The organism is Streptomyces sp. GL_141, assembly GCF_057834385.1.
In genome coordinates this window covers 2,341,297-2,362,321 of the sequence record NZ_CM174402.1, presented here as the reverse complement: position 1 = coordinate 2,362,321, position 21,025 = coordinate 2,341,297, and the positions used below count along the sequence as shown (strand labels likewise).

The 21,025-nt window shown below is 71.4% G+C and carries 18 protein-coding genes; 14 read left to right on the top strand and 4 right to left on the bottom strand.

The annotated features are described in order from the left end of the window. Positions 1-53 precede the first annotated feature (53 nt). Together AC3IX6_RS09860 and AC3IX6_RS09855 are read right to left on the bottom strand one after the other, a co-directional pair. Entirely contained in the window at positions 54-1,040 is a 987-nt protein-coding gene (locus tag AC3IX6_RS09860; protein ID WP_489369821.1) for an LLM class flavin-dependent oxidoreductase, read from the bottom strand. 63 nt (positions 1,041-1,103) lie between these two features. Continuing rightward, on the bottom strand, positions 1,104-2,576 hold the full coding sequence (locus AC3IX6_RS09855; protein WP_489369820.1) for a cytosine permease: 1,473 nt from the start codon (positions 2,574-2,576) through the stop codon (positions 1,104-1,106). A gap of 149 nt (positions 2,577-2,725) precedes the next feature. Here AC3IX6_RS09855 and ftsY point away from each other — a divergent pair, with 149 nt between their 5' ends. Then, positions 2,726-3,946: a signal recognition particle-docking protein FtsY gene (gene ftsY / locus AC3IX6_RS09850; RefSeq protein WP_489369819.1), complete on the top strand. Its 1,221-nt coding sequence runs from the start codon at positions 2,726-2,728 to the stop codon at positions 3,944-3,946. A gap of 95 nt (positions 3,947-4,041) precedes the next feature. Here ftsY and AC3IX6_RS09845 read toward each other — a convergent pair whose 3' ends face one another. Then, positions 4,042-4,713: a bifunctional DNA primase/polymerase gene (locus tag AC3IX6_RS09845; protein ID WP_382980485.1), complete on the bottom strand. Its 672-nt coding sequence runs from the start codon at positions 4,711-4,713 to the stop codon at positions 4,042-4,044. Between the two features lie 426 nt (positions 4,714-5,139). Between AC3IX6_RS09845 and nsdA the strand changes: the two genes are divergently transcribed. From nsdA to ftsH, 6 genes are all read left to right on the top strand, one after another. Next, positions 5,140-6,633, top strand: coding sequence for a transcriptional repressor NsdA (gene nsdA, locus AC3IX6_RS09840; RefSeq protein ID WP_489371391.1), 1,494 nt, complete (start codon positions 5,140-5,142; stop codon positions 6,631-6,633). 403 nt (positions 6,634-7,036) lie between these two features. Beyond that, positions 7,037-8,383 carry an ammonium transporter gene (locus AC3IX6_RS09835; protein ID WP_385370393.1) on the top strand — a complete coding sequence of 449 codons (1,347 nt, stop codon included), beginning with the start codon at positions 7,037-7,039 and terminating at the stop codon, positions 8,381-8,383. Further along, entirely contained in the window at positions 8,380-8,718 is a 339-nt protein-coding gene (locus AC3IX6_RS09830; protein WP_112451060.1) for a P-II family nitrogen regulator, read from the top strand. The genes AC3IX6_RS09835 and AC3IX6_RS09830 overlap by 4 nt, the downstream gene beginning before the upstream one ends. Positions 8,719-8,735: 17 nt before the next feature. Next, on the top strand, positions 8,736-11,165 hold the full coding sequence (locus AC3IX6_RS09825; protein WP_489369818.1) for a [protein-PII] uridylyltransferase: 2,430 nt from the start codon (positions 8,736-8,738) through the stop codon (positions 11,163-11,165). Positions 11,166-11,369: 204 nt separating this feature from the next. After that, complete coding sequence (ffh, locus tag AC3IX6_RS09820) at positions 11,370-12,944, top strand: signal recognition particle protein (protein WP_489369817.1); 1,575 nt, start codon at positions 11,370-11,372, stop codon at positions 12,942-12,944. Positions 12,945-13,186: 242 nt separating this feature from the next. Beyond that, entirely contained in the window at positions 13,187-15,031 is a 1,845-nt protein-coding gene (ftsH, locus tag AC3IX6_RS09815; protein WP_489371390.1) for an ATP-dependent zinc metalloprotease FtsH, read from the top strand. Between the two features lie 49 nt (positions 15,032-15,080). Here the strand turns inward: ftsH and AC3IX6_RS09810 are convergent, their stop codons facing one another. Continuing rightward, positions 15,081-15,758 (bottom strand): class I SAM-dependent methyltransferase, encoded by a 678-nt coding sequence (locus AC3IX6_RS09810; protein WP_489369816.1) that lies wholly within the window; start codon positions 15,756-15,758, stop codon positions 15,081-15,083. 142 nt (positions 15,759-15,900) lie between these two features. On the opposite strand from AC3IX6_RS09810, the gene proS reads away from it, so the two are divergent. The 7 genes from proS (at position 15,901) to rplS (ending at position 20,986) form a co-directional block, all read left to right on the top strand. Continuing rightward, positions 15,901-17,313, top strand: a complete 1,413-nt coding sequence (gene proS, locus AC3IX6_RS09805) for a proline--tRNA ligase (protein WP_489369815.1) — start codon at positions 15,901-15,903, stop codon at positions 17,311-17,313. A gap of 213 nt (positions 17,314-17,526) precedes the next feature. Beyond that, positions 17,527-18,123, top strand: a complete 597-nt coding sequence (locus AC3IX6_RS09800; RefSeq protein ID WP_489369814.1) for a hypothetical protein — start codon at positions 17,527-17,529, stop codon at positions 18,121-18,123. Between the two features lie 191 nt (positions 18,124-18,314). Beyond that, positions 18,315-18,758 (top strand): 30S ribosomal protein S16, encoded by a 444-nt coding sequence (gene rpsP / locus AC3IX6_RS09795; RefSeq protein WP_243337676.1) that lies wholly within the window; start codon positions 18,315-18,317, stop codon positions 18,756-18,758. 2 nt (positions 18,759-18,760) lie between these two features. After that, entirely contained in the window at positions 18,761-19,000 is a 240-nt protein-coding gene (locus AC3IX6_RS09790; protein ID WP_030011889.1) for an RNA-binding protein, read from the top strand. A gap of 80 nt (positions 19,001-19,080) precedes the next feature. Continuing rightward, positions 19,081-19,680 carry a ribosome maturation factor RimM gene (gene rimM, locus AC3IX6_RS09785; RefSeq protein WP_489369813.1) on the top strand — a complete coding sequence of 200 codons (600 nt, stop codon included), beginning with the start codon at positions 19,081-19,083 and terminating at the stop codon, positions 19,678-19,680. Continuing rightward, complete coding sequence (trmD, locus tag AC3IX6_RS09780) at positions 19,680-20,501, top strand: tRNA (guanosine(37)-N1)-methyltransferase TrmD (protein ID WP_250743888.1); 822 nt, start codon at positions 19,680-19,682, stop codon at positions 20,499-20,501. The genes rimM and trmD overlap by 1 nt, the downstream gene beginning before the upstream one ends. 134 nt (positions 20,502-20,635) lie before the next feature. Next, positions 20,636-20,986, top strand: a complete 351-nt coding sequence (rplS, locus tag AC3IX6_RS09775; RefSeq protein ID WP_112450506.1) for a 50S ribosomal protein L19 — start codon at positions 20,636-20,638, stop codon at positions 20,984-20,986. Positions 20,987-21,025 lie beyond the last annotated feature (39 nt).

Here is a 21,025-nt window from a genome sequence, read left to right as displayed (position 1 = left end):
CCACCCCGCCGACAGCCCCTCTCCCCTCCCCCCGGAACAGGCGCTGCCCCGTCTCAGTCCTTGAGGCGGGGCAGCACCTGTTCGCACAGGAGCTGCAGGCTCCGCCATCCCTCGTCCACGGGCATCCCGCCGCACAGCGGGTGCAGCACCAGGTTCCCCGCCTCGCCGGCGCCGCGGGCGTACGCGACCGCCTCGTCCGGGGTCAGGATCCGGTACACGCCCTCGGCGCGCAGCTCCGCCACCGTGGTCGCACCCGAACGCACCGCGCTGCGGATGTCCTTGGACTGCCAGGAGGCGTACATCCCGGCCTCGTGCAGGAACCGCTCTCCGTACTGGTCCCACGCCCGGTCGGGGTCCTCGGCGATGTGCAGCAGCGGGGTCTCGGCCGCCGGCATCATGCAGAAGCCCTCCGTGCCGTACTCCGCGAGCTTCGCGTTGTAGTACGCCTCCAGCTCGGGCAGGTGCGCGCTCGGGAAGAACGGCAGCCCCAGCCGGGCCGCCCGGCGGGCCGCCGCCTCGGAGCTGCCGCCGACCAGGAGCAGCGGGTGCGGCTGGGTGAAGGGCCGCGGGGTGACCCGTACGGTACGGCCGCGGAACTCGAACGGCTCGCCGGTCCACGCCTTCAGCAGGGTCTCCAGCAGCTCGTCCTGGAGCTTGCCGCGCCTGCCCCACTCCACGCCGTGCTGCTCGTACTCCTCGGGCCGGTAGCCGATGCCGGCCACCGTGACGAGGCGGCCGCCGCTGAGCAGGTCCAGTACCGCGATGTCCTCGGCCACCTTCAGCGGGTCGTACAGCGGTCCGATGATCGCCGAGACGGTGACGGCGATCCGGCGGGTGGCGCCGAAGACCGCGCCCGCGAAGGCGAAGGGGGAGGGCAGCCAGTTGTTCTCGGTGCCGTGGTGCTCCTCGGTCTGGATGGTGTCGATCCCGCGGTCGTCCGCGTACTTCGCCATCTCCAGCGCGGCCTTGTAGCGGGCGGAGAGGGTTTCCGGGGTGCCGTTCGGGTCGATGAGGTTGAACCGGGCCACGGTGATGGGCATGGAGAAGTCCCCCTTCGCCGGAGGTGGGTGGGCGGGCGAAGGGGGACGTTAGCTGACGTGACGTCAGTTGGACAGGGATCCGGCGGGGACCCGCTCGTCCGCCGGGGCCTGCGGGCTCACCGGAACGGCCTCCGGGGCTTCCGGGGCCTTCGGAGCCGCCGGGGTGCGCGGCAGGACCGCGTACAGGACGGCCGAGGTGACGATGCCCGCCGCCCAGCCGAGGCCGTTCTGCCCGATCCAGGTGGTGGCCAGCGGGCCGGCGAACCAGTCGACCTTCGTGAACAGTGCGCCCACCACCAGGGCCAGGCCCCAGGCGGTCATGGCCTGCCAGGCGAATCCGCCCCGGTACCAGTAGGCGCTGCTGCGCGTGGTGTCCAGCAGCGCGGCCCCGTCGTAGGAGGTGCGGCGCAGCATGTCCACGCCGAAGACGCCGATCCACGCGGAGAAGGCCACGGCCAGCAGGGTCAGGAAGGAGATGAACGAACCGAAGAAGCTGGTCGCGACCACCATCAGCAGGAACCCGAAGACCAGGCTGATGACGGCGTTGACGCTGACCGCCGCCGCGCGCGGGACCTTGATGCCGAGGGTCTGGGCGGTGAAGCCCGCCGAGTACATGGACATCGAGTTGATGAGCAGCATGCCGACGAGGGCGATCAGCAGGTACGGGACCGCGATCCAGGTCGGCAGCAGTTCGCCGATGAAGGACACCGGGTCCTGCGCGGTGGCCAGGTCGGGGGTGGCGACGGCCATCACCGCGCCCATGAGCACCATCGGGATCACGACGACGGCCGCGCCGCCGATGGTCGCGCCGACCATGCCCCGGGCGGAGGCGGTGCGGGGCAGGTAGCGGGTGAAGTCCGGGCCGGACGGCACCCAGCTGATGCCGCCGGCCGCGATGGTGCCGATGCCCGCGATCATCATCGCGGTGGAGCCGGCGGGCTTGGCGAAGACGGCGGACCAGTCGGTCTCGGCGATCAGGTAGCCCAGCACGAGCACGCTGAAGGCGCCGAAGAGGTACGTGGACCACTTGGAGCAGACGCGCAGTGCGTTGATGCCGAGGCCGGAGACGAGGAAGGTGCAGCCGACGAAGAAGAGCAGGGTGACGACGATCAGCGCGGTGTTCTTCTTGATGCCGAAGACCAGGTCGAGGACGGTCAGGACGGCGTAGGCGCCGCTGACCGCGTTGATGGTCTCCCAGCCCCAGCGGGCGACCCAGATCAGGGCGCCGGGGAACAGGTTGCCGCGCTGGCCGAAGACGGCCCGGGAGAGCGCCATGCCGGGGGAGCCGCCGCGCTTGCCCGCGATGGATATCAGTCCGACGATGCCGTAGGAGACGACGGGGGCGGCGATCGCGACGACGAGCACCTGCCAGATGTTCAGCTTGTTGAAGATGACGAGACCGGCGCCCATGGTCAGCAGTAGCACGCTGATGTTGGCGGCCACCCAGGTCGGGACGAGCTCGCGGACCCGGCCGCGGCGCTCGGCGTCCGGGACGGGCTCCAGGCCGCGCGACTCGACGGCGGTCTCGGCAGGCATAGGTGTACTCCGTGGGGGAGGGGGCGGGGCGTGGGGGACTGTTCATCATCGTAGGTTTGCCGCAAAAAGTACAAACAGAGGCTTACGTCCTGGTATGAACCTCCAGGGTCCCCGGCTCGGGGCGTGCGTGGCCGATACTGGGGAGCGTTATGGAAATCCTCATCCTTGCCGTAGTCATCGCCCTGGTCGCGGTCGGTGCGATCAGCGGGCTCGTGGTCAGCAGCCGCAAGAAGAAGCAGCTGCCCCCCACGGCCCCGCCCAGCACGCCGACCATCACTGCCCCGCCCGCCGAACCGCAGGTGGGGGAGGACGCCGCACCGACGGCGGAAGAGCCGCGCCGCACGATCGAAGAGGTCGTGCTGCCCGAGGCCGAGGCCGAGGCCCCGGTCGCGGAGCCCGAAGCCCCGGTCGTCGAGGCTCCGCCCGCCCCCGAGATCGAGGTGCCCGAGCCCACCGCCGGCCGCCTGGTCCGGCTGCGCGCCCGCCTTGCCCGGTCGCAGAACACGCTCGGCAAGGGGCTGCTCACGCTGCTCTCCCGCGAGCACCTCGACGAGGACACCTGGGAGGAGATCGAGGAGACCCTCCTCATCGCCGACGTCGGTGTCGCACCGACCCAGGAGCTGGTGGACCGGCTCCGCGAGCGGGTCAAGGTCCTCGGCACCCGCACCCCCGCCGATCTGCGCGCGCTGCTGAAGGAGGAGCTGGTCGCGCTCCTCGGCACCGACTTCGACCGTGCGGTGAAGACCGAGAGCGGCGTGGACACCCCCGCCGTGATCATGGTCGTCGGCGTGAACGGCACCGGCAAGACCACCACCACCGGCAAGCTCGCCCGTGTGCTCGTCGCCGACGGACGCAGCGTCGTGCTCGGCGCGGCGGACACCTTCCGCGCCGCCGCCGCCGACCAGCTCCAGACCTGGGGCGAGCGGGTCGGGGCGCGCACCGTACGCGGACCCGAGGGCGGCGACCCGGCCTCGATCGCCTACGACGCGGTCAAGGAGGGCATCGCCGAGGGCGCCGACGTGGTGCTCATCGACACGGCGGGCCGGCTGCACACCAAGACCGGCCTGATGGACGAGCTCGGCAAGGTCAAGCGCGTCGTGGAGAAGCACGGCCCGCTCGACGAGATCCTGCTGGTCCTGGACGCGACCACCGGGCAGAACGGCCTGACCCAGGCCCGCGTCTTCGCCGAGGTCGTGGACATCACCGGCATCGTGCTGACCAAGCTCGACGGCACCGCCAAGGGCGGCATCGTCATCGCCGTCCAGCGCGAGCTCGGTGTCCCGGTCAAGCTCATCGGCCTCGGTGAGGGCGCGGACGACCTGGCGCCCTTCGAGCCGGAGGCCTTCGTCGACGCCCTGATCGGCGACTGAACGCACCCGACGCTCCTACGCCGGCCAGTGCCCCCGCGGTCCCCAGGACCCGGGGGCACTGCCATGGGCGGCCCGGCTGCCGGGCCGCCCGCCTGCTACGGGCGGCGCAGCCGGTGGCAGAGGTAGGCGAGGGTGCCCAGCAGGAGGCGGGCCTGCGGGGGATCCCCGGCCGAGTCCAGGGCCGGCGGGCGCAGCCAGCTCACCGGGCCGAGGCCCGCGAAGTCCGAGGGCGGGGCGGTGACGTAGGAGCCCTGGCCCAGCGCGCGCAGATCGAGACCGGCGTCGTCCCAGCCCATCCGGTACAGCAGCTGCGGCAGCCCGGCCGCCGCCCCGGGGGCGACGAAGAACTGGGCCCGGCCGTCGGGGGTCGCGGTCACCGGGCCGAGCGGCAGGCCCATCCGCTCCAGCCGGACCAGCGCCCGCCGTCCGGCCTCCTCGGAGACCTCGATGACGTCGAAGGAGCGCCCGGCGGGGAGCAGGACCGCGGCCCCCGGGTACCCGCTCCAGGTCTCGGTGACCTCGTCGAGGGTGGCGCCGGCCGGGACGGTCGGAGCGAGGGCCAGCGGATGCGCCCCCGGCGCACCACAATTCGTATGACCGCAGGAGCAGTCGCGGGCGGGCCCCGCGGCCCGGGCGCCGGGGACCACGTCCCAGCCCCACAGTCCGGTGTACTCCGCCACCGCCGTGCACTCCGACGTCCGGCCGCGGCGCCGAGCGCCGGAACGGAACTCCTTGGTGCCGCGGCTGCCGCCGATCGTGAAGCCCATGCCCATGCCCCCTCCAACGGGTCGGACGTGCCGGTGGTTACGACCTCGGCCGGTTCGGTTGGCTGCCCGCGTGACCGGCGCACTCCTCGCCGTGCACGCCCCGGCGCACTCCTGTCCAACCGATCGGTCTCGCCTTCGTGTCAAGTGAATCGCGCCTGGCGGGTGGCGAGTTCATTCGAAGGGGTGGCGAATGGTGGCGTTTCCGGGATCGACCTCGCCGAAGGGGTGATCGTAGGATTACTTTCGGTGCACGAAGCGCGATGAGGAGACGGGTTCGCGGGTATGCCGGAGGCATGCGTGAAGGACCTGTGAAGACCGTTTCCCTGCAAGGGTTTCGTGTGGAAGAGGCTGACGGATGGGGGCGTTCCAGTGAGCGGCAACGGCGCAAGCGGAACGGGTGCGGAGTCCGACGTGTCGTACGCCGGGCTGCCCGACGGGGACTCCGCTCAGGGCTCCTCCCAGGACGCCACCGTCCGCAACGAACAGCTGACGTCCTGGTTCGTCCGCAGCGGGTGGTCCAAGGGCGAGCTCGCCCGCCAGGTCAACCGCCGCGCCCGCCAGATGGGCGCCCACCACATCAGCACCGACACCTCACGGGTCCGCCGCTGGCTCGACGGCGAACAGCCCCGCGAGCCCGTCCCGCGCATCCTGTCCGAGCTCTTCTCCGAACGCTTCGGCTCCGTCGTCGCCATCGAGCACCTCGGCCTGCGCACCGCCCACCAGACCCCCTCCGTCTCCGGCGTCGACCTGCCCTGGGCCGGCCCGCAGACCATCGAGCTGCTCGGCGAGTTCTCCCGCAGCGACCTGATGCTGGCCCGCCGCGGCTTCCTCGGGACCTCGCTCGCCCTGTCCGCCGGCCCCGCCCTCATCGAGCCCATGCAGCGCTGGCTCGTACCGGTTCCGGCCGCCGACCCGGGACCCCGGGAGGCGGGGCCGACGGGCGCCCTGAGCGGCCACCGGCCGCCCCGGCTCTCCGAACCCGAGGTGGATCTCCTCGAAGCCACCACCGTGATGTTCCGCCAGTGGGACGCCCAGTGCGGCGGCGGACTGCGCCGCAAGGCCGTCGTGGGCCAGCTCCACGAGGTCACCGACCTGCTCCAGGAGAACCACCCGGCCCCGGTCATGAAGCGGCTCTTCAAGGTCGCCGCCGAACTCGCCGAACTCGCCGGCTGGATGAGCTACGACATCGGCCTGCATCCCACCGCGCAGAAGTACTTCGTCCTCGCCCTGCACGCCGCCAAGGAGGGCGGGGACAAGCCCCTGGGCTCGTACATCCTCTCCAGCATGAGCCGCCAGATGATCCACCTGGGCCGCCCCGAGGACGCCCTGGAGCTCATCCACCTGGCCCAGTACGGCAGCCGCGACTGCGCGGGGCCCCGTACCCAGGCGATGCTGTATGCGATGGAGGCCCGCGCCTACGCCAACATGGGCCAGCCCAGCCGCTGCAAGCGGGCCGTGCGGATGGCCGAGGACACCTTCTCCGACGTCGGCTTCGACGCCGAGCCCGAGCCCGACTGGATCCGCTTCTTCTCCGAGGCCGAGCTCAACGGCGAGAACTCCCACTCCTACCGGGACCTGGCCTACGTCGCGGGCCGCAGCCCCATGTACGCCTCCCTCGCCGAGCCGGTCATGGCGCGCGCCGTCGAGCTCTTCGGGAAGGACGAGGAGCACCAGCGCTCCTACGCCCTCAACCTCATCGGCATGGCCACCGTGCACCTGCTCCAGCGCGAGCCCGAGCAGGCCACCGTCCTCGTCGGCCGCGCCCTCGACGTGGCGGGAAAGGTGCGGTCCGAACGGGTGAACACCCGGCTGCGCAAGACCGTCGACACCGCCGCGCGTGAGTACGGCGACGTCGCCGACGTGGTGCGGATGACCGACCACCTCGCCTCCCGCCTCCCCGAGGCGGCGGAGGCCGTCTGACGGCCACCCGGCCGCCCCAAGGCCCCCGGCCGCGGCAGTCACCCCGTGAAGCCCGATCAGGCTCCCCCAGCCAGGTTCCCCGGGTCATCGCCGCGGCCGGGTCTGCACCCGCCGCCTCCCCTCTTTGCGCCTAAACCGGCGCCGCTCTCGCGGAGGTGGTTGTTCGCCGTCGTGGTTGCTCAATTGTTGGTTGCCGTGTTCATCGTGCTGTAACAGCCCAGACCTCTTCGTCATCGACGCGAAACACCCAGCGGCGCCGCCGGAAACCGGCCTGCGCGAATCTCAGGGCCAATAACCGGCCAGCCCCCGGGCCGGAACACCCTCAGGCCTGATTCACGAACCAGCGCCGCTCAGGTTTTCACGATCGCCCGCACGCGAACGTACCGACGACGAGGAGACGCCGATGGCATCAGCCATCACGACCCTCGCGGCAGACGCCCCCACGCTGTCTTCCGCGAACACCGGGTTCATGCTCATCTGCTCCGCCCTGGTCATGCTGATGACCCCGGGACTCGCCTTCTTCTACGGAGGCATGGTCCGCGTCAAGAGCAGCCTCAACATGCTGATGATGAGCTTCATCAGCCTCGGGATCGTCACGATCCTCTGGGTCCTCTACGGATTCAGCCTCGCCTTCGGCGCCGACTCCGGCTCGCTGATCGGCTGGACCTCCGACTACGTCGGACTCAGCGGCATCGGCATCACCGAGCTGTGGGACGGCTACACCATCCCCGTCTACGTCTTCGCCGTCTTCCAGCTGATGTTCGCGATCATCACCCCGGCGCTGATAAGCGGCGCGCTGGCCGACCGCGTCAAGTTCAGCGCGTGGGCACTCTTCATCACCCTCTGGGTCACGATCGTCTACTTCCCCGTCGCCCACTGGGTGTGGGGCGCCGGCGGCTGGCTCTTCGAGCTCGGGGTCATCGACTTCGCCGGCGGCACCGCCGTCCACATCAACGCGGGCGCCGCGGCCCTCGGCGTGATCCTGGTCATCGGCAAGCGCGTGGGCTTCAAGAAGGACCCGATGCGCCCGCACAGCCTCCCGCTCGTCATGCTCGGCGCGGGCCTGCTGTGGTTCGGCTGGTTCGGCTTCAACGCGGGCTCCTGGCTCGGCAACGACGACGGCGTCGGCGCGGTCATGTTCGTCAACACGCAGGTCGCCACCGCCGCCGCCATGCTCGCCTGGCTCGGCTACGAGAAGCTGCGCCACGGCTCCTTCACCACCCTCGGCGCCGCCTCCGGCGCGGTCGCGGGCCTCGTCGCCATCACCCCCTCCGGCGGAGCCGTCTCCCCGCTCGGCGCGATCGCCATCGGCGTCATCGCCGGTGTCGTGTGCGCCATGGCCGTCGGCCTGAAGTACAAGTTCGGCTACGACGACTCCCTCGACGTCATCGGCGTCCACCTCGTCGGCGGAGTCCTCGGCTCCCTCCTCGTCGGTCTCTTCGCCACCGGCGGGGTCCAGTCCGACGTGGCGGGCCTCTTCTACGGCGGCGGCCTGGAGCAGCTCGGCAAGCAGGCGATCGGAGTCTTCGCCGTCCTCGCCTACTCTCTCGTGGCGTCCGCGGTACTCGCCTTCCTCCTCGACAAGACGATCGGGATGCGGGTCACCGAGGACGACGAGGTCTCCGGCATCGACCAGGTCGAACACGCCGAGACCGCCTACGACTTCAGCGGAGCCGGCGGCGGCTCCTCCTCCCGGAGCACCGCCGTCCCCGCCCCCGTTGCCGCCGCGAGCAAGAAGGTTGACGCATGAAGCTCATCACCGCGATCGTGAAGCCGCACCGGCTCGACGAGATCAAGGAAGCCCTGCACCGCTTCGGGGTCCAGGGACTCACGGTCTCCGAGGCCAGCGGCTACGGCCGCCAGCGCGGACACACCGAGGTCTACCGGGGCGCCGAGTACACCGTGGACCTCGTACCGAAGATCCGCATAGAGGTGCTCGTCGAGGACGGCGACGCCGAAGACGTGATGCGGATCGTCGTGGACGCCGCCCAGACCGGCAAGATCGGCGACGGCAAGGTGTGGAGCATCCCCGTGGACTCGGTCATCCGGGTCCGCACCGGCGAACGTGGCGCTGACGCGCTCTAGGTGATGGGAACCTCTGGGTGACGAGTGTCGAAGAGACCACTGACGGCGGCAACACCGCCGGCCAGGGACCCAGCGGGTACGCCGCGGCCCGGCTGCGACTCCTCCAGGAGGAGTCGCGGTCCGGGCCTTCCCGGCGTTCCGCCCTGGCGGCCCTGACCGACGACTGGCTGAAGGCGCTGTTCGCCACCGCCGTACGGGAGACGGGCGTGCGGGGAGCCGCCCTCGTCGCCGTCGGCGGCTACGGCCGCGCCGAACTCTCCCCCCGCAGCGACCTCGACCTGGTCCTGCTCCACGACGGAAAAGCCGAACCGCGCGCCCTGGCCGCCCTGGCCGACCGGCTCTGGTACCCCGTCTGGGACCTCGGCCTCGCCCTCGACCACTCGGTGCGCACCCCCGGCGAAGCCCGCAAGACCGCCGCCGAAGACCTCAAGGTGCACCTAGGACTGCTCGACGCCCGGCCCGTCGCGGGCGACGCCGGGCTCCTCGCGGGACTGCGCACCTCCGTCCTGGCGGACTGGCGGAACCTTGCGGCCAAGCGGCTGCCCCAGCTGCACTCCCTGTGCCGCGAGCGGGCCGAGCGTGCCGGGGAGCTCCGCTTCCTGCTGGAACCCGACCTCAAGGAGGCCCGCGGGGGACTGCGCGACGTCACCGCGCTGCGGGCCGTCGCCGCGTCCTGGCTGGCCGACGCCCCGCGCGAGGGCCTCGCCGAAGCCCGGCGCCGGCTGCTCGACGCCCGGGACGCGCTGCACCTGGTGACCGGCCGGGCCACCGAGCGGCTCTCCCTCCAGGAACAGACACCGGTGGCGGCGCAGCTCGGTCTGCTCGACGCCGACGCCCTGCTCCGGGAGGTGTACGAGGCCGCGCGGGTGGTCTCGTACGCCGGTGACGTGACCTGGCGCGAGGTCGGGCGCGTGCTCCGGGCGCGGTCCGCCCGCCCCCGGCTCCGCGGGCTGCTCGGCACCCGCGGCTCCGTACCGGAGCGGGCGCCGCTCGCCGAAGGCGTCGTCGAGTCCGACGGCGAGGCCGTACTGGCCCTGGCCGCGCGGCCCGACCGGGACCCGGTGCTGCCCCTGCGCTTCGGCGCGGCCGCCGCCCAGGCCGGACTGCCCGTCTCGCTGCACGCCGTACGCAGGCTCGCGGCGCAGGCCAAGCCGCTGCCGGTGCCGTGGCCGGCCGAGGCCCGGGAGCAGCTGCTGACCCTGCTGGGCGCGGGGGAGCCGACGGTGGCCGTGTGGGAGGCCCTGGAGGCCGAGGGGATCATCACGAAGCTGCTGCCCGACTGGGAGCGGGTGCGGTGCCGGCCGCAGCGCAACCCGGTGCACACCTGGACCGTGGACCGGCACCTCGTCGAGACGGCGGTCCGGGCCTCGGAGCTGACCCGCCGGGTGGGCCGCCCCGACCTCCTCCTGATGGCGGCGCTGCTGCACGACATCGGCAAGGGGTGGCCCGGCGACCACTCGGTGGCCGGCGAGACGATCGCGCGCGACATGGCGCTGCGGGTGGGCTTCGACGCGGAGGACGTCGCCGTGCTGGGCGTGCTCGTACGCCACCACCTGCTGCTGATCGACACCGCCACGCGGCGGGACCTGGACGACCCGGCGACGGTCAAGGCCGTCGCCGAGGCGGTCGGGTCGCCCGGCACGCTGGAGATCCTGCACGCGCTGACCGAGGCCGACGCGCTGGCCACCGGCCCGGCGGCGTGGAGCGCGTGGCGCGGCTCGCTCGTGGCCGACCTGGTCGCCCGGGTCGCCGCCGTGCTGCGCGGGGCGGCCCCGGAGGTGACGGAGCTGGAGATCCCGACCACGGAGCAGGAGCGCCTCGCGGTGGAGGCGCTGCGCACCGGGGAGCCCGTACTGGCCCTGCACGCCCGCCAGGAGGAGGACGCGGTCGGCGTGGAACTGGTGGTCGCCGTCCCCGACCAGCCGGGAGTGCTGCCCGCGGTGGCCGGCGTACTGGCCCTGCACCGGCTCACCGTGCGCGCGGCCGACCTGCGCTCGATGGAGCTCCCCGACCGGCTGGGCGAGGTACTGGTCCTGCGCTGGCGGGTGGCGGCGCAGTACGGCGCCCTGCCGCAGGCCGCACGGCTGCGCACCGATCTGGTGCGGGCCCTGGACGGCTCGCTGGACGTCCCGGCGAAGCTGGCGGACCGCGAAGCGGCGTACCCGCGCCGGCGCGGGGTGGTCCCGCCGCCGCCCCGGGTCACGGTGGTGCCCGAGGTCTCCTCCCTGGCCACGGTCCTGGAGGTGCGCGCACCCGACGCGGTCGGGCTGCTGCACCGGATCGGGCGGGCGCTGGAGTCCTCCGGGGTGCGGGTCCGCAGTGCGCACGTGTCCACGCTCGGCGCGAACGCCGTGGACACGGTGTACGTGGTCGACGCGGACGGCAAACCCCTCACCGTCCCGGCGGCGGCAGCCTTGGCACTGGCCGTGCAGGCGGCCCTGGTGTAGCGGGGGGCGGCCGCTGCGCGGGGCCGTCCCCTACCCACCCTTCCACCGTTCCCCGGGGCTCCGCCCCGGACCCCGGTCCTCAAACGCCGGACGGGCTGAATGTGCGCGGGGTGGAGGAAAGCCGCCCGCAGGGCCGAAGGGGTAGCGCGGCCCGATACCCTGGGGGACGACCACACGCCCCCGACCCGAGGAATCGCGACCACCGTGTTCGATACGCTTTCCGACCGCCTCAGCGCGACCTTCAAGTCCCTCCGGGGCAAAGGCCGCCTCTCCGAGCAGGACATCGACGCTGCGGCGCGGGAAATCCGTATCGCCCTCCTCGAGGCCGACGTCGCCCTCCCGGTCGTCCGCTCCTTCATCGCGAACGTCAAGGAGCGCGCCCGCGGCGAAGAGGTCTCCAAGGCCCTGAACCCGGGCCAGCAGGTCCTCAAGATCGTCAACGACGAGCTGGTCTCCATCCTCGGCGGCGAGACCCGGCGGCTGCGCTTCGCCAAGACCGCGCCCACCGTGATCATGCTCGCCGGCCTCCAGGGTGCCGGTAAGACCACCCTCGCCGGAAAGCTCGGCCTGTGGCTGAAGGGGCAGGGCCACACCCCGCTCCTCGTCGCCTGTGACCTCCAGCGCCCCAACGCGGTCAACCAGCTCTCGGTCGTGGCCGAGCGGGCCGGCGTGGCCGTCTACGCCCCCGCGCCCGGCAACGGCGTCGGCGACCCGGTCCAGGTCGCCAAGGACTCCATCGAGTACGCGCGCACCAAGCAGTACGACGTCGTCGTCGTCGACACCGCCGGTCGCCTCGGCATCGACCAGGAGCTGATGCAGCAGGCCGCGGACATCCGCGACGCCGTCAGCCCGGACGAGATCCTCTTCGTCGTCGACGCCATGATCGGCCAGGACGCGGTCAACACCGCCGAGGCCTTCCGCGACGGCGTCGGCTTCGACGGCGTCGTGCTCTCCAAGCTCGACGGCGACGCCCGGGGCGGTGCGGCGCTCTCCATCGCCCACGTCACCGGCAAGCAGATCATGTTCGCCTCGAACGGCGAGAAGCTCGACGAGTTCGACGCCTTCCACCCGGACCGCATGGCGGGCCGGATCCTCGACATGGGTGACATGCTCACCCTGATCGAGCAGGCCGAGAAGACCTTCAGCCAGGCCGAAGCCGAGAAGATGGCGGCCAAGCTCCAGAAGGGCCCGAAGGAGTTCACGCTCGACGACTTCCTGTCCCAGATGGAGCAGGTCCGCAAGATGGGCTCCATCTCCAAGCTGCTCGGCATGCTGCCGGGCATGGGGCAGATCAAGGACCAGATCAACAACATCGACGAGCGCGACGTGGACCGCACCGCCGCGATCATCAAGTCGATGACCCCGGCCGAGCGCCAGGACCCGCACCTCATCAACGGCTCGCGCCGCGCCCGCATCGCCAAGGGCTCCGGCACCGAGGTCAGTGCCGTCAAGTCGCTCGTCGAGCGGTTCTTCGAGGCCCGCAAGATGATGTCCCGCATGGCCCAGGGCGGCGGCATGCCGGGGATGCCGGGCATGCCCGGGATGGGCGGCGGCCCCGGCCGGCAGAAGAAGCAGGTCAAGCAGGCCAAGGGCAAGCGCAAGAGCGGCAACCCGATGAAGCGCAAGGAAGAAGAGGCCGCGGCAGCCGCGCGCCGCGAGGCCGGTCCCGAGGCGATCGAGCCCGCCGCCGGCGGGAACCCGTTCGGTCTTCCCACCGGTGGGGCCCAGCCCGGTCAGGATTTCGACCTTCCGGACGAGTTCAAGAAGTTCATGAAGTAGCAGCGAGGCAGCGGTGACGTAGCAGTACGGAGCCACGCGAGCCCCGGCCGGATCACTCCGGCCGGGGCTTCGCCGTGTGGCCCGCCGCCGGGGGCGACGGTCCGGTTTGTCGCTTATGGTCGGCCGGGAGGACGGCAGAAGGAGGCCACGTGCCCAGCCCCACCCCCGTACCGCCCCGCGACCGGGCCGATACGCCCTGGCGCTCCGAAGGCGCACCCCCCGCCCCGCCGCCGAAGAAGCGGATGCCCGGCGGATGGCGCGGCCTGATCCTCACCGCCCTGATCGTCTACCTGATCACCAACCTGGTGCTCTCCTTCTTCAACGAGGGCGACGAGCCGACCATCTCGTACACCGAGTTCAGCAAGCAGGTCGCCAACGGCAACGTCTCCAAGATCTACGCCAAGGGCGACGCCATCCAGGGCGAGCTGAAGGCCGAACAGCCCGAGCCGGACGGGGACAAGGGCACCTACAAGAAGTTCGTCTCCCAGCGGCCCGCCTTCGCCGACGACGACCTGTGGGCCAACCTCACCAAGCAGAACGTCGTCGTCACCGCCTCCCCGGTCGTCGAACAGCGCAGCTTCCTGGCCAACCTGCTGATCTCCCTGGCCCCGATGCTGCTGCTGGTCCTCCTGTGGGTGGTCATCGCCCGCCGGATGGGATCGGCGATGGGCGGCGGCATGGGCGGGCTCGGGCGCAAGACGCCGCCCAAGCCGGTCGAGCTGGAGGGCGCCAAGCGCACGACCTTCGAGGACGTGGCCGGCATCGACGAGGTCGAGGGCGAACTCAACGACGTCGTGGACTTCCTCAAGAACCCGGACGAGTACCGCAAGATGGGCGCCCGCATGCCCGGCGGCGTCCTGCTCGCCGGTCCGCCCGGCACCGGCAAGACCCTGCTCGCCCGCGCGGTGGCCGGTGAGGCGGGCGTGCCCTTCTTCTCCGCCTCCGCCTCCGAGTTCATCGAGATGATCGTCGGTGTCGGCGCCTCCCGGGTGCGCGAACTCTTCTCCGAGGCCCGCAAAGTGGCCCCCGCCATCATCTTCATCGACGAGATCGACACCATCGGGCGGGCCCGCGGCGGCGGCGCGGCCATGGGCGGCCACGACGAGCGCGAGCAGACCCTGAACCAGATCCTCACCGAGATGGACGGCTTCTCCGGCTCCGAAGGCGTGGTCGTGCTGGCCGCGACCAACCGGGCCGACGTCCTGGACCCGGCGCTGACCCGGCCCGGCCGCTTCGACCGCACCGTCATGGTCTCCCCGCCCGACAAGGCCGGCCGCGAAGCCATCCTGCGCATCCACACCCGGGACATCCCGCTCGCCGCCGGTGTCGACCTCGCACAGATGGCCCGTACGACCCCGGGCATGACCGGAGCCGAACTGGCCAACCTCACCAACGAGGCCGCCCTGCTCGCCGTGAAGCGCCAGCAGAAGGAGGTCACCCAGGCGGACCTCTCCGACGCGCTGGAGAAGGTCCAGCTCGGCGCGGAACGGCCGCTGGTCATGCCCGACGAGGAGCGCCGCCGCACCGCGTACCACGAGAGCGGACACGCCCTGCTGGGCATGCTCCAGCCCGGCGCCGACCCCGTCCGCAAGATCACCATCGTCCCGCGCGGGCGCGCCCTCGGCGTCACCCTCTCCACCCCGGAGTCGGACCGGTACGCCTACACGGAGGAGTACCTGCGCGGCCGCATCATCGGGGCCCTGGGAGGCATGGCTGCCGAGCAGGTGGTCTACGAGGTCATCACCACCGGCGCGGAGAACGACCTCGAACAGGTCACCAACATCGTCCGCGGCATGGTCGGCCGCTGGGGCATGAGCGAGCGCATCGGCCGCCTCACCGCCATCCCCTCGGACGGACAGAGCCCCTACGGCCTCTCCGCGGCCCCCGCCACCCTGGACGCGGTGGACCACGAGATGCGCAGGATCGTCGACGAGTGCTACGAGAAGGCCTGCCTCCTGCTGCGCGAGAACCGCGACAAGCTGGACGCCCTCGCGGACGCCCTGATGGCGAACGAAACCCTGGACGAAGCGGCCGCCTACGCCGCCGCGGGGATTCCCCGCCTCCACAAGTCGGCGCCGCACACGTGAGCGCCGTGCGGGGCCGGTCCGCGGCCCCGCACGGCGACGGTCGCGCGGGTCAAGCCGTACGGGCGATGACGTAGCGGAAGATGTTCGGCAGCCAGACGGCCCCGTCACCCCGTTCGTACGGGTGAAGCGCCTCCGCCAGTTCCTTCTCCACCTGCACCGGGTCGGAGCACTCGTACAGCCCGGTCGACAGCAGCCCGCGCACCGCGCTGTCCACGTCGGCGTACCCGAACGGGCAGAACACCCGCCCCGATCCGTCCGGCACCAGCCCGGCCGCGGCGGCCATCGCGTCCAGGTCCCGCGCGGCCGGCCCGCCGCCCAGGACCGAGGGCACCGTGCACCGCTCCGCCGGACCCCAGTCGGCCAGCACCACCGCGCCGCCGGGCCGGCGCAGCGCCGGCAGGGCCGCGGCGAGGGCGCCCGGGGAGGGCGAGAAGGCCAGCAGGACGTCGTAGGGCACCGCGGGCGCCGGAGGGGCCGCGAGGACCTCCAGGAGGCGCTCGCGGGCCAGCGTCCGGCGCGCCGGATCCCTCTCCACACCCGTGGCCAGGGCTCCCCGGCCCGAGGCCAGCAGAAGGGCCAGTCCGGCCCCGCAGTCGAGGCCCAGCAGCCGGTCTCCCGGCCCGACCTCCAGTCGGTCGTAGACCGCCTCGTACAGCGGTACCAGCATCCGTTCCTGGATCTCCGCCCAGTCCCGCGCGACAAGCGTCGCCGTCGGCGTCGGTGTCATCGAAAGAGCGCTCCTGATTCCGTGTCGCCCCCATGCCCCCGTTGCCAGAGAACTCCCGATTCGCCCCCGCGTCCAGAGGAGCGCGCCACCCGATTCACACCCGATTCACGTTCGGCACTCCGGGCGCCGTACCATTCGCGCCATGGCAAAGGCACCCGTTCTCACCCCCCAGGCGGAGGATTTTCCCCGCTGGTACCAGGATCTGATCAACAAGGCCGAGCTGGCCGACAATGGTCCGGTCCGCGGCACGATGGTCATCCGGCCGTACGGCTACGGCCTGTGGGAGCGGATGCAGCAGGAGATGGACGCGCGCATCAAGGACGCGGGCGCCCAGAACGCGTACTTCCCGCTGTTCATCCCGCAGTCGTACCTGACGCGGGAAGCGGAGCACGTCGAGGGCTTCGCCCCCGAGCTCGCGATCGTCACGCACGGCGGCGGCAAGGAGCTCGACGAGCCGGTCGTCGTCCGGCCCACCTCCGAGACGATCATCAACGAGTACTTCTCCAAGTGGGTCCAGAGCTACCGCGACCTGCCCCTGCTGATCAACCAGTGGGCGAACGTGGTCCGCTGGGAGATGCGCCCGCGCGTGTTCCTCCGTACGAGCGAGTTCCTCTGGCAGGAGGGCCACACGGCCCACCTCTCGTACGAGGACGCCCGCGACTACGCCGCCCGCATCCACACGGACGTGTACGGCGACTTCATGACCAACGTGCTCGGCATCGACGTCGTGCTGGGCCGCAAGACCGCCAAGGAGCGCTTCGCCGGCGCCATCAACACCCTCACCCTCGAGGGCATGATGGGCGACGGCAAGGCCCTGCAGCTCGGCACCAGCCACGAGCTCGGCACCAACTTCGCCAAGGCCTTCAACACGCAGTACCTGTCGAAGGAAGGCAAGCAGGAGCTCGTCTGGCAGACCTCGTGGGGCGTTTCCACCCGCATGGTCGGCGGCCTGATCATGTCGCACGGCGACGACAACGGCCTGCGGGTCCCGCCGCGCCTCGCGCACGTCCAGGTCGTCGTCATGGCGATCAAGGGCGACGAGGCCGTGGCGAAGGTCCGCGAGCTGGGCGCCCAGCTCAAGGCCGCGGGCCTGCGGGTGTTCGTCGACGACCGCGTCGACACCCCCTTCGGCCGCCGCGCCGTGGACTGGGAGCTCAAGGGCGTACCGGTCCGCGTCGAGATCGGCCCCCGCGACCTGGAGGCCGGCACCGCGATGCTGGCCCGCCGGATCCCGGGCGGCAAGGAGGCCGTGCAGATCTCCGACCTCGCCGCCCTGCTGCCCAAGGTGCTGGAGGAGGACCAGGAGCAGCTGCTGCGCGAGTCCCGCGAGCGCCGCATCTCCCGCACCTCCGACGTCTCGACCATCGAGGAGGCCGCCGAGGCCGCCATCGCCGGTGGCTGGGCGCGCATCCCGTGGGCCGACCTCGGCCCCGAGGGCGAGGCGAAGCTCGCCGAGCAGGCCGTCTCCGTACGCTGCCTGATCGCCGAGGACGGGTCGGTTCCGCAGGCGGACGACGCCCCCGGTAACCTCGCGATCGTCGCGCGCTCGTACTAGCCGGTCCGGCTGACGGCTCTCACGCCCCGGCGTGCGGCACCCGCCGCGCGCCGGGGCTGTGTCAGTCGGTAGCCCTCACTACGTACCGACTCATCCGGAGATATGCGCACCCGTCCTCGTCAGGACGCATGAGACTGAACTGACTGGTACGTGCAAAAAATTTGGAATGGCCCGGAATCGGAACACCGGGGCACCCCGGCTCGTTGTCACGACGTGAGCACGACACCACCTGTTCTCGCCGCAGAGCTGGCGCAGGCGTGGGCCGATATTCAGCGGTACCACTCCGAGCTGCCTGACCTTGCCGCGCCCGAGTCCCTGATCGGAGAGTCCTCGTCCGCCTGCGGCGCCGAGCTCTCCTTCGAGCGACTGCTGCACGAGGCAGTCCACGGCATCGCCGCAGCCCGCGGAGTGCGTGACACTTCGCGCGCCGGCCGCTACCACAACCGCAGGTTCCTTGCGATCGCCGAGGAGATGGGGCTGGACCACACCGACGAGCCGCACGCGAGCAGCGGCTTCTCCCTGGTCTCGCTCAATCCCGAGGCGAAGAAGCGCTACCGCCCCACCATGGAGCGCCTTCAGCGCGCACTGAAGGCCCACACGGTCGCCACGGCCGCCGACACCAAGCGCAGCTTCCGCGGTCCGGCCGCCCGGCACGGGTCCTCCGGCGGCGGAGTCCGCGTCAAGGCGGTCTGCGACTGCGGGCGCAACGTGCGCGTGGTCCCGTCGGTGCTGGCCCAGGCCCCGATCGTGTGCGGAGGCTGCATGAAGCCCTTCCGGATCCCGGAAGTGGCCATCGCGGTGGCCTCCTGACCCGGCGGGCGCACTCCGCGACCTCCCGGCCGAGCGCGCCGCGGGCGTGTGGCACAATGGACAGCTGTACTCGACAGTCGCATAGGACCCCTCTCTCCTCCGGCTGACGCGTCCATCGGGCACCCGAGTACCGCAACCCCACGTGGCATCTCATGTGCCCAACCACGTCAAGTTCAGGAGACACCACTCCAGTGGCAGTCAAGATCAAGCTCAAGCGCCTCGGCAAGATTCGCCAGCCGCACTACCGCATCGTCGTCGCCGACGCCCGTACCCGTCGGGACGGTCGCGCGATCGAAGAGATCGGTATCTACCACCCGACGTACAACCCGTCGCGCATCGAGGTCAACGCCGAGCGTGCGCAGTACTGGCTGTCGGTCGGCGCCCAGCCCACCGAGGCTGTGCTCGCCATCCTGAAGCTCACCGGTGACTGGCAGGCGCACAAGGGCCTCCCGGCCCCCGCGCCGCTGCTGCAGCCGGCGACGAAGGAGAACAAGCGTCGCTCCTTCGACGAGTTCGCCAAGGCCCTCGAGGGCATCGGCGAGGGCAAGGGCGAAGCCATCACCCAGAAGGCGAAGAAGGCCGACAAGAAGGCGGACGAGGCTGAGGCCGAGACCGCCGAGTCGACCGAGGCCTGAGCATGCTCGAGGAGGCTCTTGAGCACCTCGTGAAGGGCATCGTGGACAACCCCGACGAAGTGCAGGTCGCCTCGCGCAACCTGCGCCGCGGGCAGGTGCTGGAGGTTCGGGTCCACCCCGACGACCTCGGCAAGGTGATCGGCCGCAACGGCCGCACCGCACGTGCTCTGCGTACCGTCGTGGGCGCCATCGGCGGCCGGGGGATCCGCGTCGACCTCGTCGACGTGGACCAGGTCCGCTGAGAAGTTGAATCACCGGCACGGGCCGGGGAGGGCATTCGTGCCCGCCCCGGCCCGTCGTCGTCTGAACAGGAGAAAATGCAGTGGAGCTGGTAGTCGCGCGGATCGGCCGCGCCCACGGGATCAAGGGTGAGGTCACCGTCGAGGTGCGGACCGACGAGCCCGAGCTGCGGCTCGGGCCCGGCGCCGTACTCCGGACCGACCCGGCGTCGGCGGGACCACTGACGGTCGAAACGGGCCGGGTGCACAGCGGCAGGCTGATGCTGCGCTTCGCCGGGGTCAAGGACCGCACCGGCGCCGAGGCGCTGCGCAACATCCTGCTCATCGCCGACGTGGACCCGGCGGAGCTGCCGGCCGAGGACGACGAGTACTACGACCACCAGCTGATGGACCTCGACGTCGTCCTCGAGGACGGCACCGTGATCGGCCGGATCACCGAGATCTCCCACCTGCCCTCGCAGGACCTGTTCATCGTCGAGCGGCCGGACGGCACCGAGGTGATGATCCCCTTCGTCGAGGAGATCGTCGCCGAGATCGACCTCGAAGAGCAGCGCTGCGTGATCACCCCGCCGCCCGGTCTCATCGACGAGCGCGAGGCGATCGTCGTCTCCACCCGGGACGAGGAAGCCGACGAGGCCGACGGAGCGGGCGAGGCCGGGGCCCGGGACGGGGAAGACGCCTGATGCGTCTCGACGTCGTCACGATCTTCCCCGAGTACCTGGAACCGCTCAACGTCTCCCTGGTGGGCAAGGCGCGGGCGCGCGGCCAGCTCGACGTACACGTCCACGACCTGCGGGACTGGACGTACGACCGGCACAACACGGTGGACGACACCCCGTACGGCGGCGGTCCCGGCATGGTCATGAAGACCGAGCCGTGGGGCGAGGCCCTGGACGCGGCCCTGGCCGACGGCTACGAGGCGGGCGCGCACGGGCCCGTCATCGTCGTCCCCACCCCCAGCGGCCGGCCGTTCACCCAGGAACTGGCCGTCGAGCTCTCCGAACGCCCCTGGCTGATCTTCACCCCGGCCCGGTACGAGGGCATCGACCGCCGGGTCATGGACGAGTACGCCACGCGCCTGCCGGTCTACGAGGTGTCCATCGGCGACTACGTCCTGGCCGGCGGCGAGGCGGCCGTCCTCGTCGTCACCGAGGCCGTGGCCCGGCTGCTGCCCGGGGTGCTCGGCAACGCCGAATCGCACCGCGACGACTCCTTCGCGCCCGGGGACATGGCCAACCTGCTGGAGGGGCCCGTCTACACCAAGCCCCCGGAGTGGCGCGGCCACGGGATCCCGGACGTGCTGGTCAGCGGCCACCACGGCAAGATCGCCCGGTGGCGCCGCGACGAGGCCTTCCGCCGCACGGCGGCCAACCGCCCGGATCTGATCGAGCGCTGCGAGGCCTCCGCCTTCGACAAGAAGGACCGCGAGCTGCTGAGCATCCTCGGCTGGAAGCCGTCCCCCGACGGCCGATTTTGGCGCAGGCCCCAGACCGTGGAAGAATAGGCGGCTGCTGTGTGCTCGCGTGCGCCCCTGCCACAGGGGGACCGTCGCCCGCCGAGTCCCGCGGCTCCCGAATTCTCTCCGGAAACCCCGCATCGGCGACCTGTGGCGTCATGCGAAGAAAGCAGACGAATCTCATGTCTCACCTGCTCGATGGCGTCAACGCCGCCACCCTGCGCTCGGACCTCCCGGCCTTCCGCCCGGGTGACACCGTCAACGTGCACGTCCGCGTGATCGAGGGCAACCGCTCCCGTATCCAGCAGTTCAAGGGTGTCGTCATCCGCCGCCAGGGCGCCGGCGTCTCCGAGACCTTCACGGTCCGCAAGGTCTCCTTCAGCGTCGGCGTGGAGCGTACCTTCCCGGTCCACTCCCCGATCTTCGAGAAGATCGAGCTCGTCACCCGCGGTGACGTGCGTCGCGCCAAGCTGTACTTCCTCCGTGAGCTCCGCGGCAAGGCCGCGAAGATCAAGGAGAAGCGCGACCGCTGATCTGCTCTCGGGGTTGAGGGGTCGGCCGGATAGGCTCGC

What these genes read in the sequence shown, in the direction of transcription:
- AC3IX6_RS09860 (WP_489369821.1), bottom strand. Translation starts at nt 1,040, where the DNA reads ATGCCCATCACCGTGGCCCGGTTCAACCTCATCGACCCGAACGGCACC.
- AC3IX6_RS09855 (WP_489369820.1), bottom strand. Translation starts at nt 2,576, where the DNA reads ATGCCTGCCGAGACCGCCGTCGAGTCGCGCGGCCTGGAGCCCGTCCCG.
- ftsY (WP_489369819.1), top strand. Translation starts at nt 2,726, where the DNA reads ATGGAAATCCTCATCCTTGCCGTAGTCATCGCCCTGGTCGCGGTCGGT.
- AC3IX6_RS09845 (WP_382980485.1), bottom strand. Translation starts at nt 4,713, where the DNA reads ATGGGCTTCACGATCGGCGGCAGCCGCGGCACCAAGGAGTTCCGTTCC.
- AC3IX6_RS09835 (WP_385370393.1), top strand. Translation starts at nt 7,037, where the DNA reads ATGGCATCAGCCATCACGACCCTCGCGGCAGACGCCCCCACGCTGTCT.
- AC3IX6_RS09830 (WP_112451060.1), top strand. Translation starts at nt 8,380, where the DNA reads ATGAAGCTCATCACCGCGATCGTGAAGCCGCACCGGCTCGACGAGATC.
- ftsH (WP_489371390.1), top strand. Translation starts at nt 13,187, where the DNA reads ATGCCCGGCGGATGGCGCGGCCTGATCCTCACCGCCCTGATCGTCTAC.
- AC3IX6_RS09810 (WP_489369816.1), bottom strand. Translation starts at nt 15,758, where the DNA reads ATGACACCGACGCCGACGGCGACGCTTGTCGCGCGGGACTGGGCGGAG.
- proS (WP_489369815.1), top strand. Translation starts at nt 15,901, where the DNA reads ATGGCAAAGGCACCCGTTCTCACCCCCCAGGCGGAGGATTTTCCCCGC.
- AC3IX6_RS09790 (WP_030011889.1), top strand. Translation starts at nt 18,761, where the DNA reads ATGCTCGAGGAGGCTCTTGAGCACCTCGTGAAGGGCATCGTGGACAAC.
- trmD (WP_250743888.1), top strand. Translation starts at nt 19,680, where the DNA reads ATGCGTCTCGACGTCGTCACGATCTTCCCCGAGTACCTGGAACCGCTC.
- rplS (WP_112450506.1), top strand. Translation starts at nt 20,636, where the DNA reads ATGTCTCACCTGCTCGATGGCGTCAACGCCGCCACCCTGCGCTCGGAC.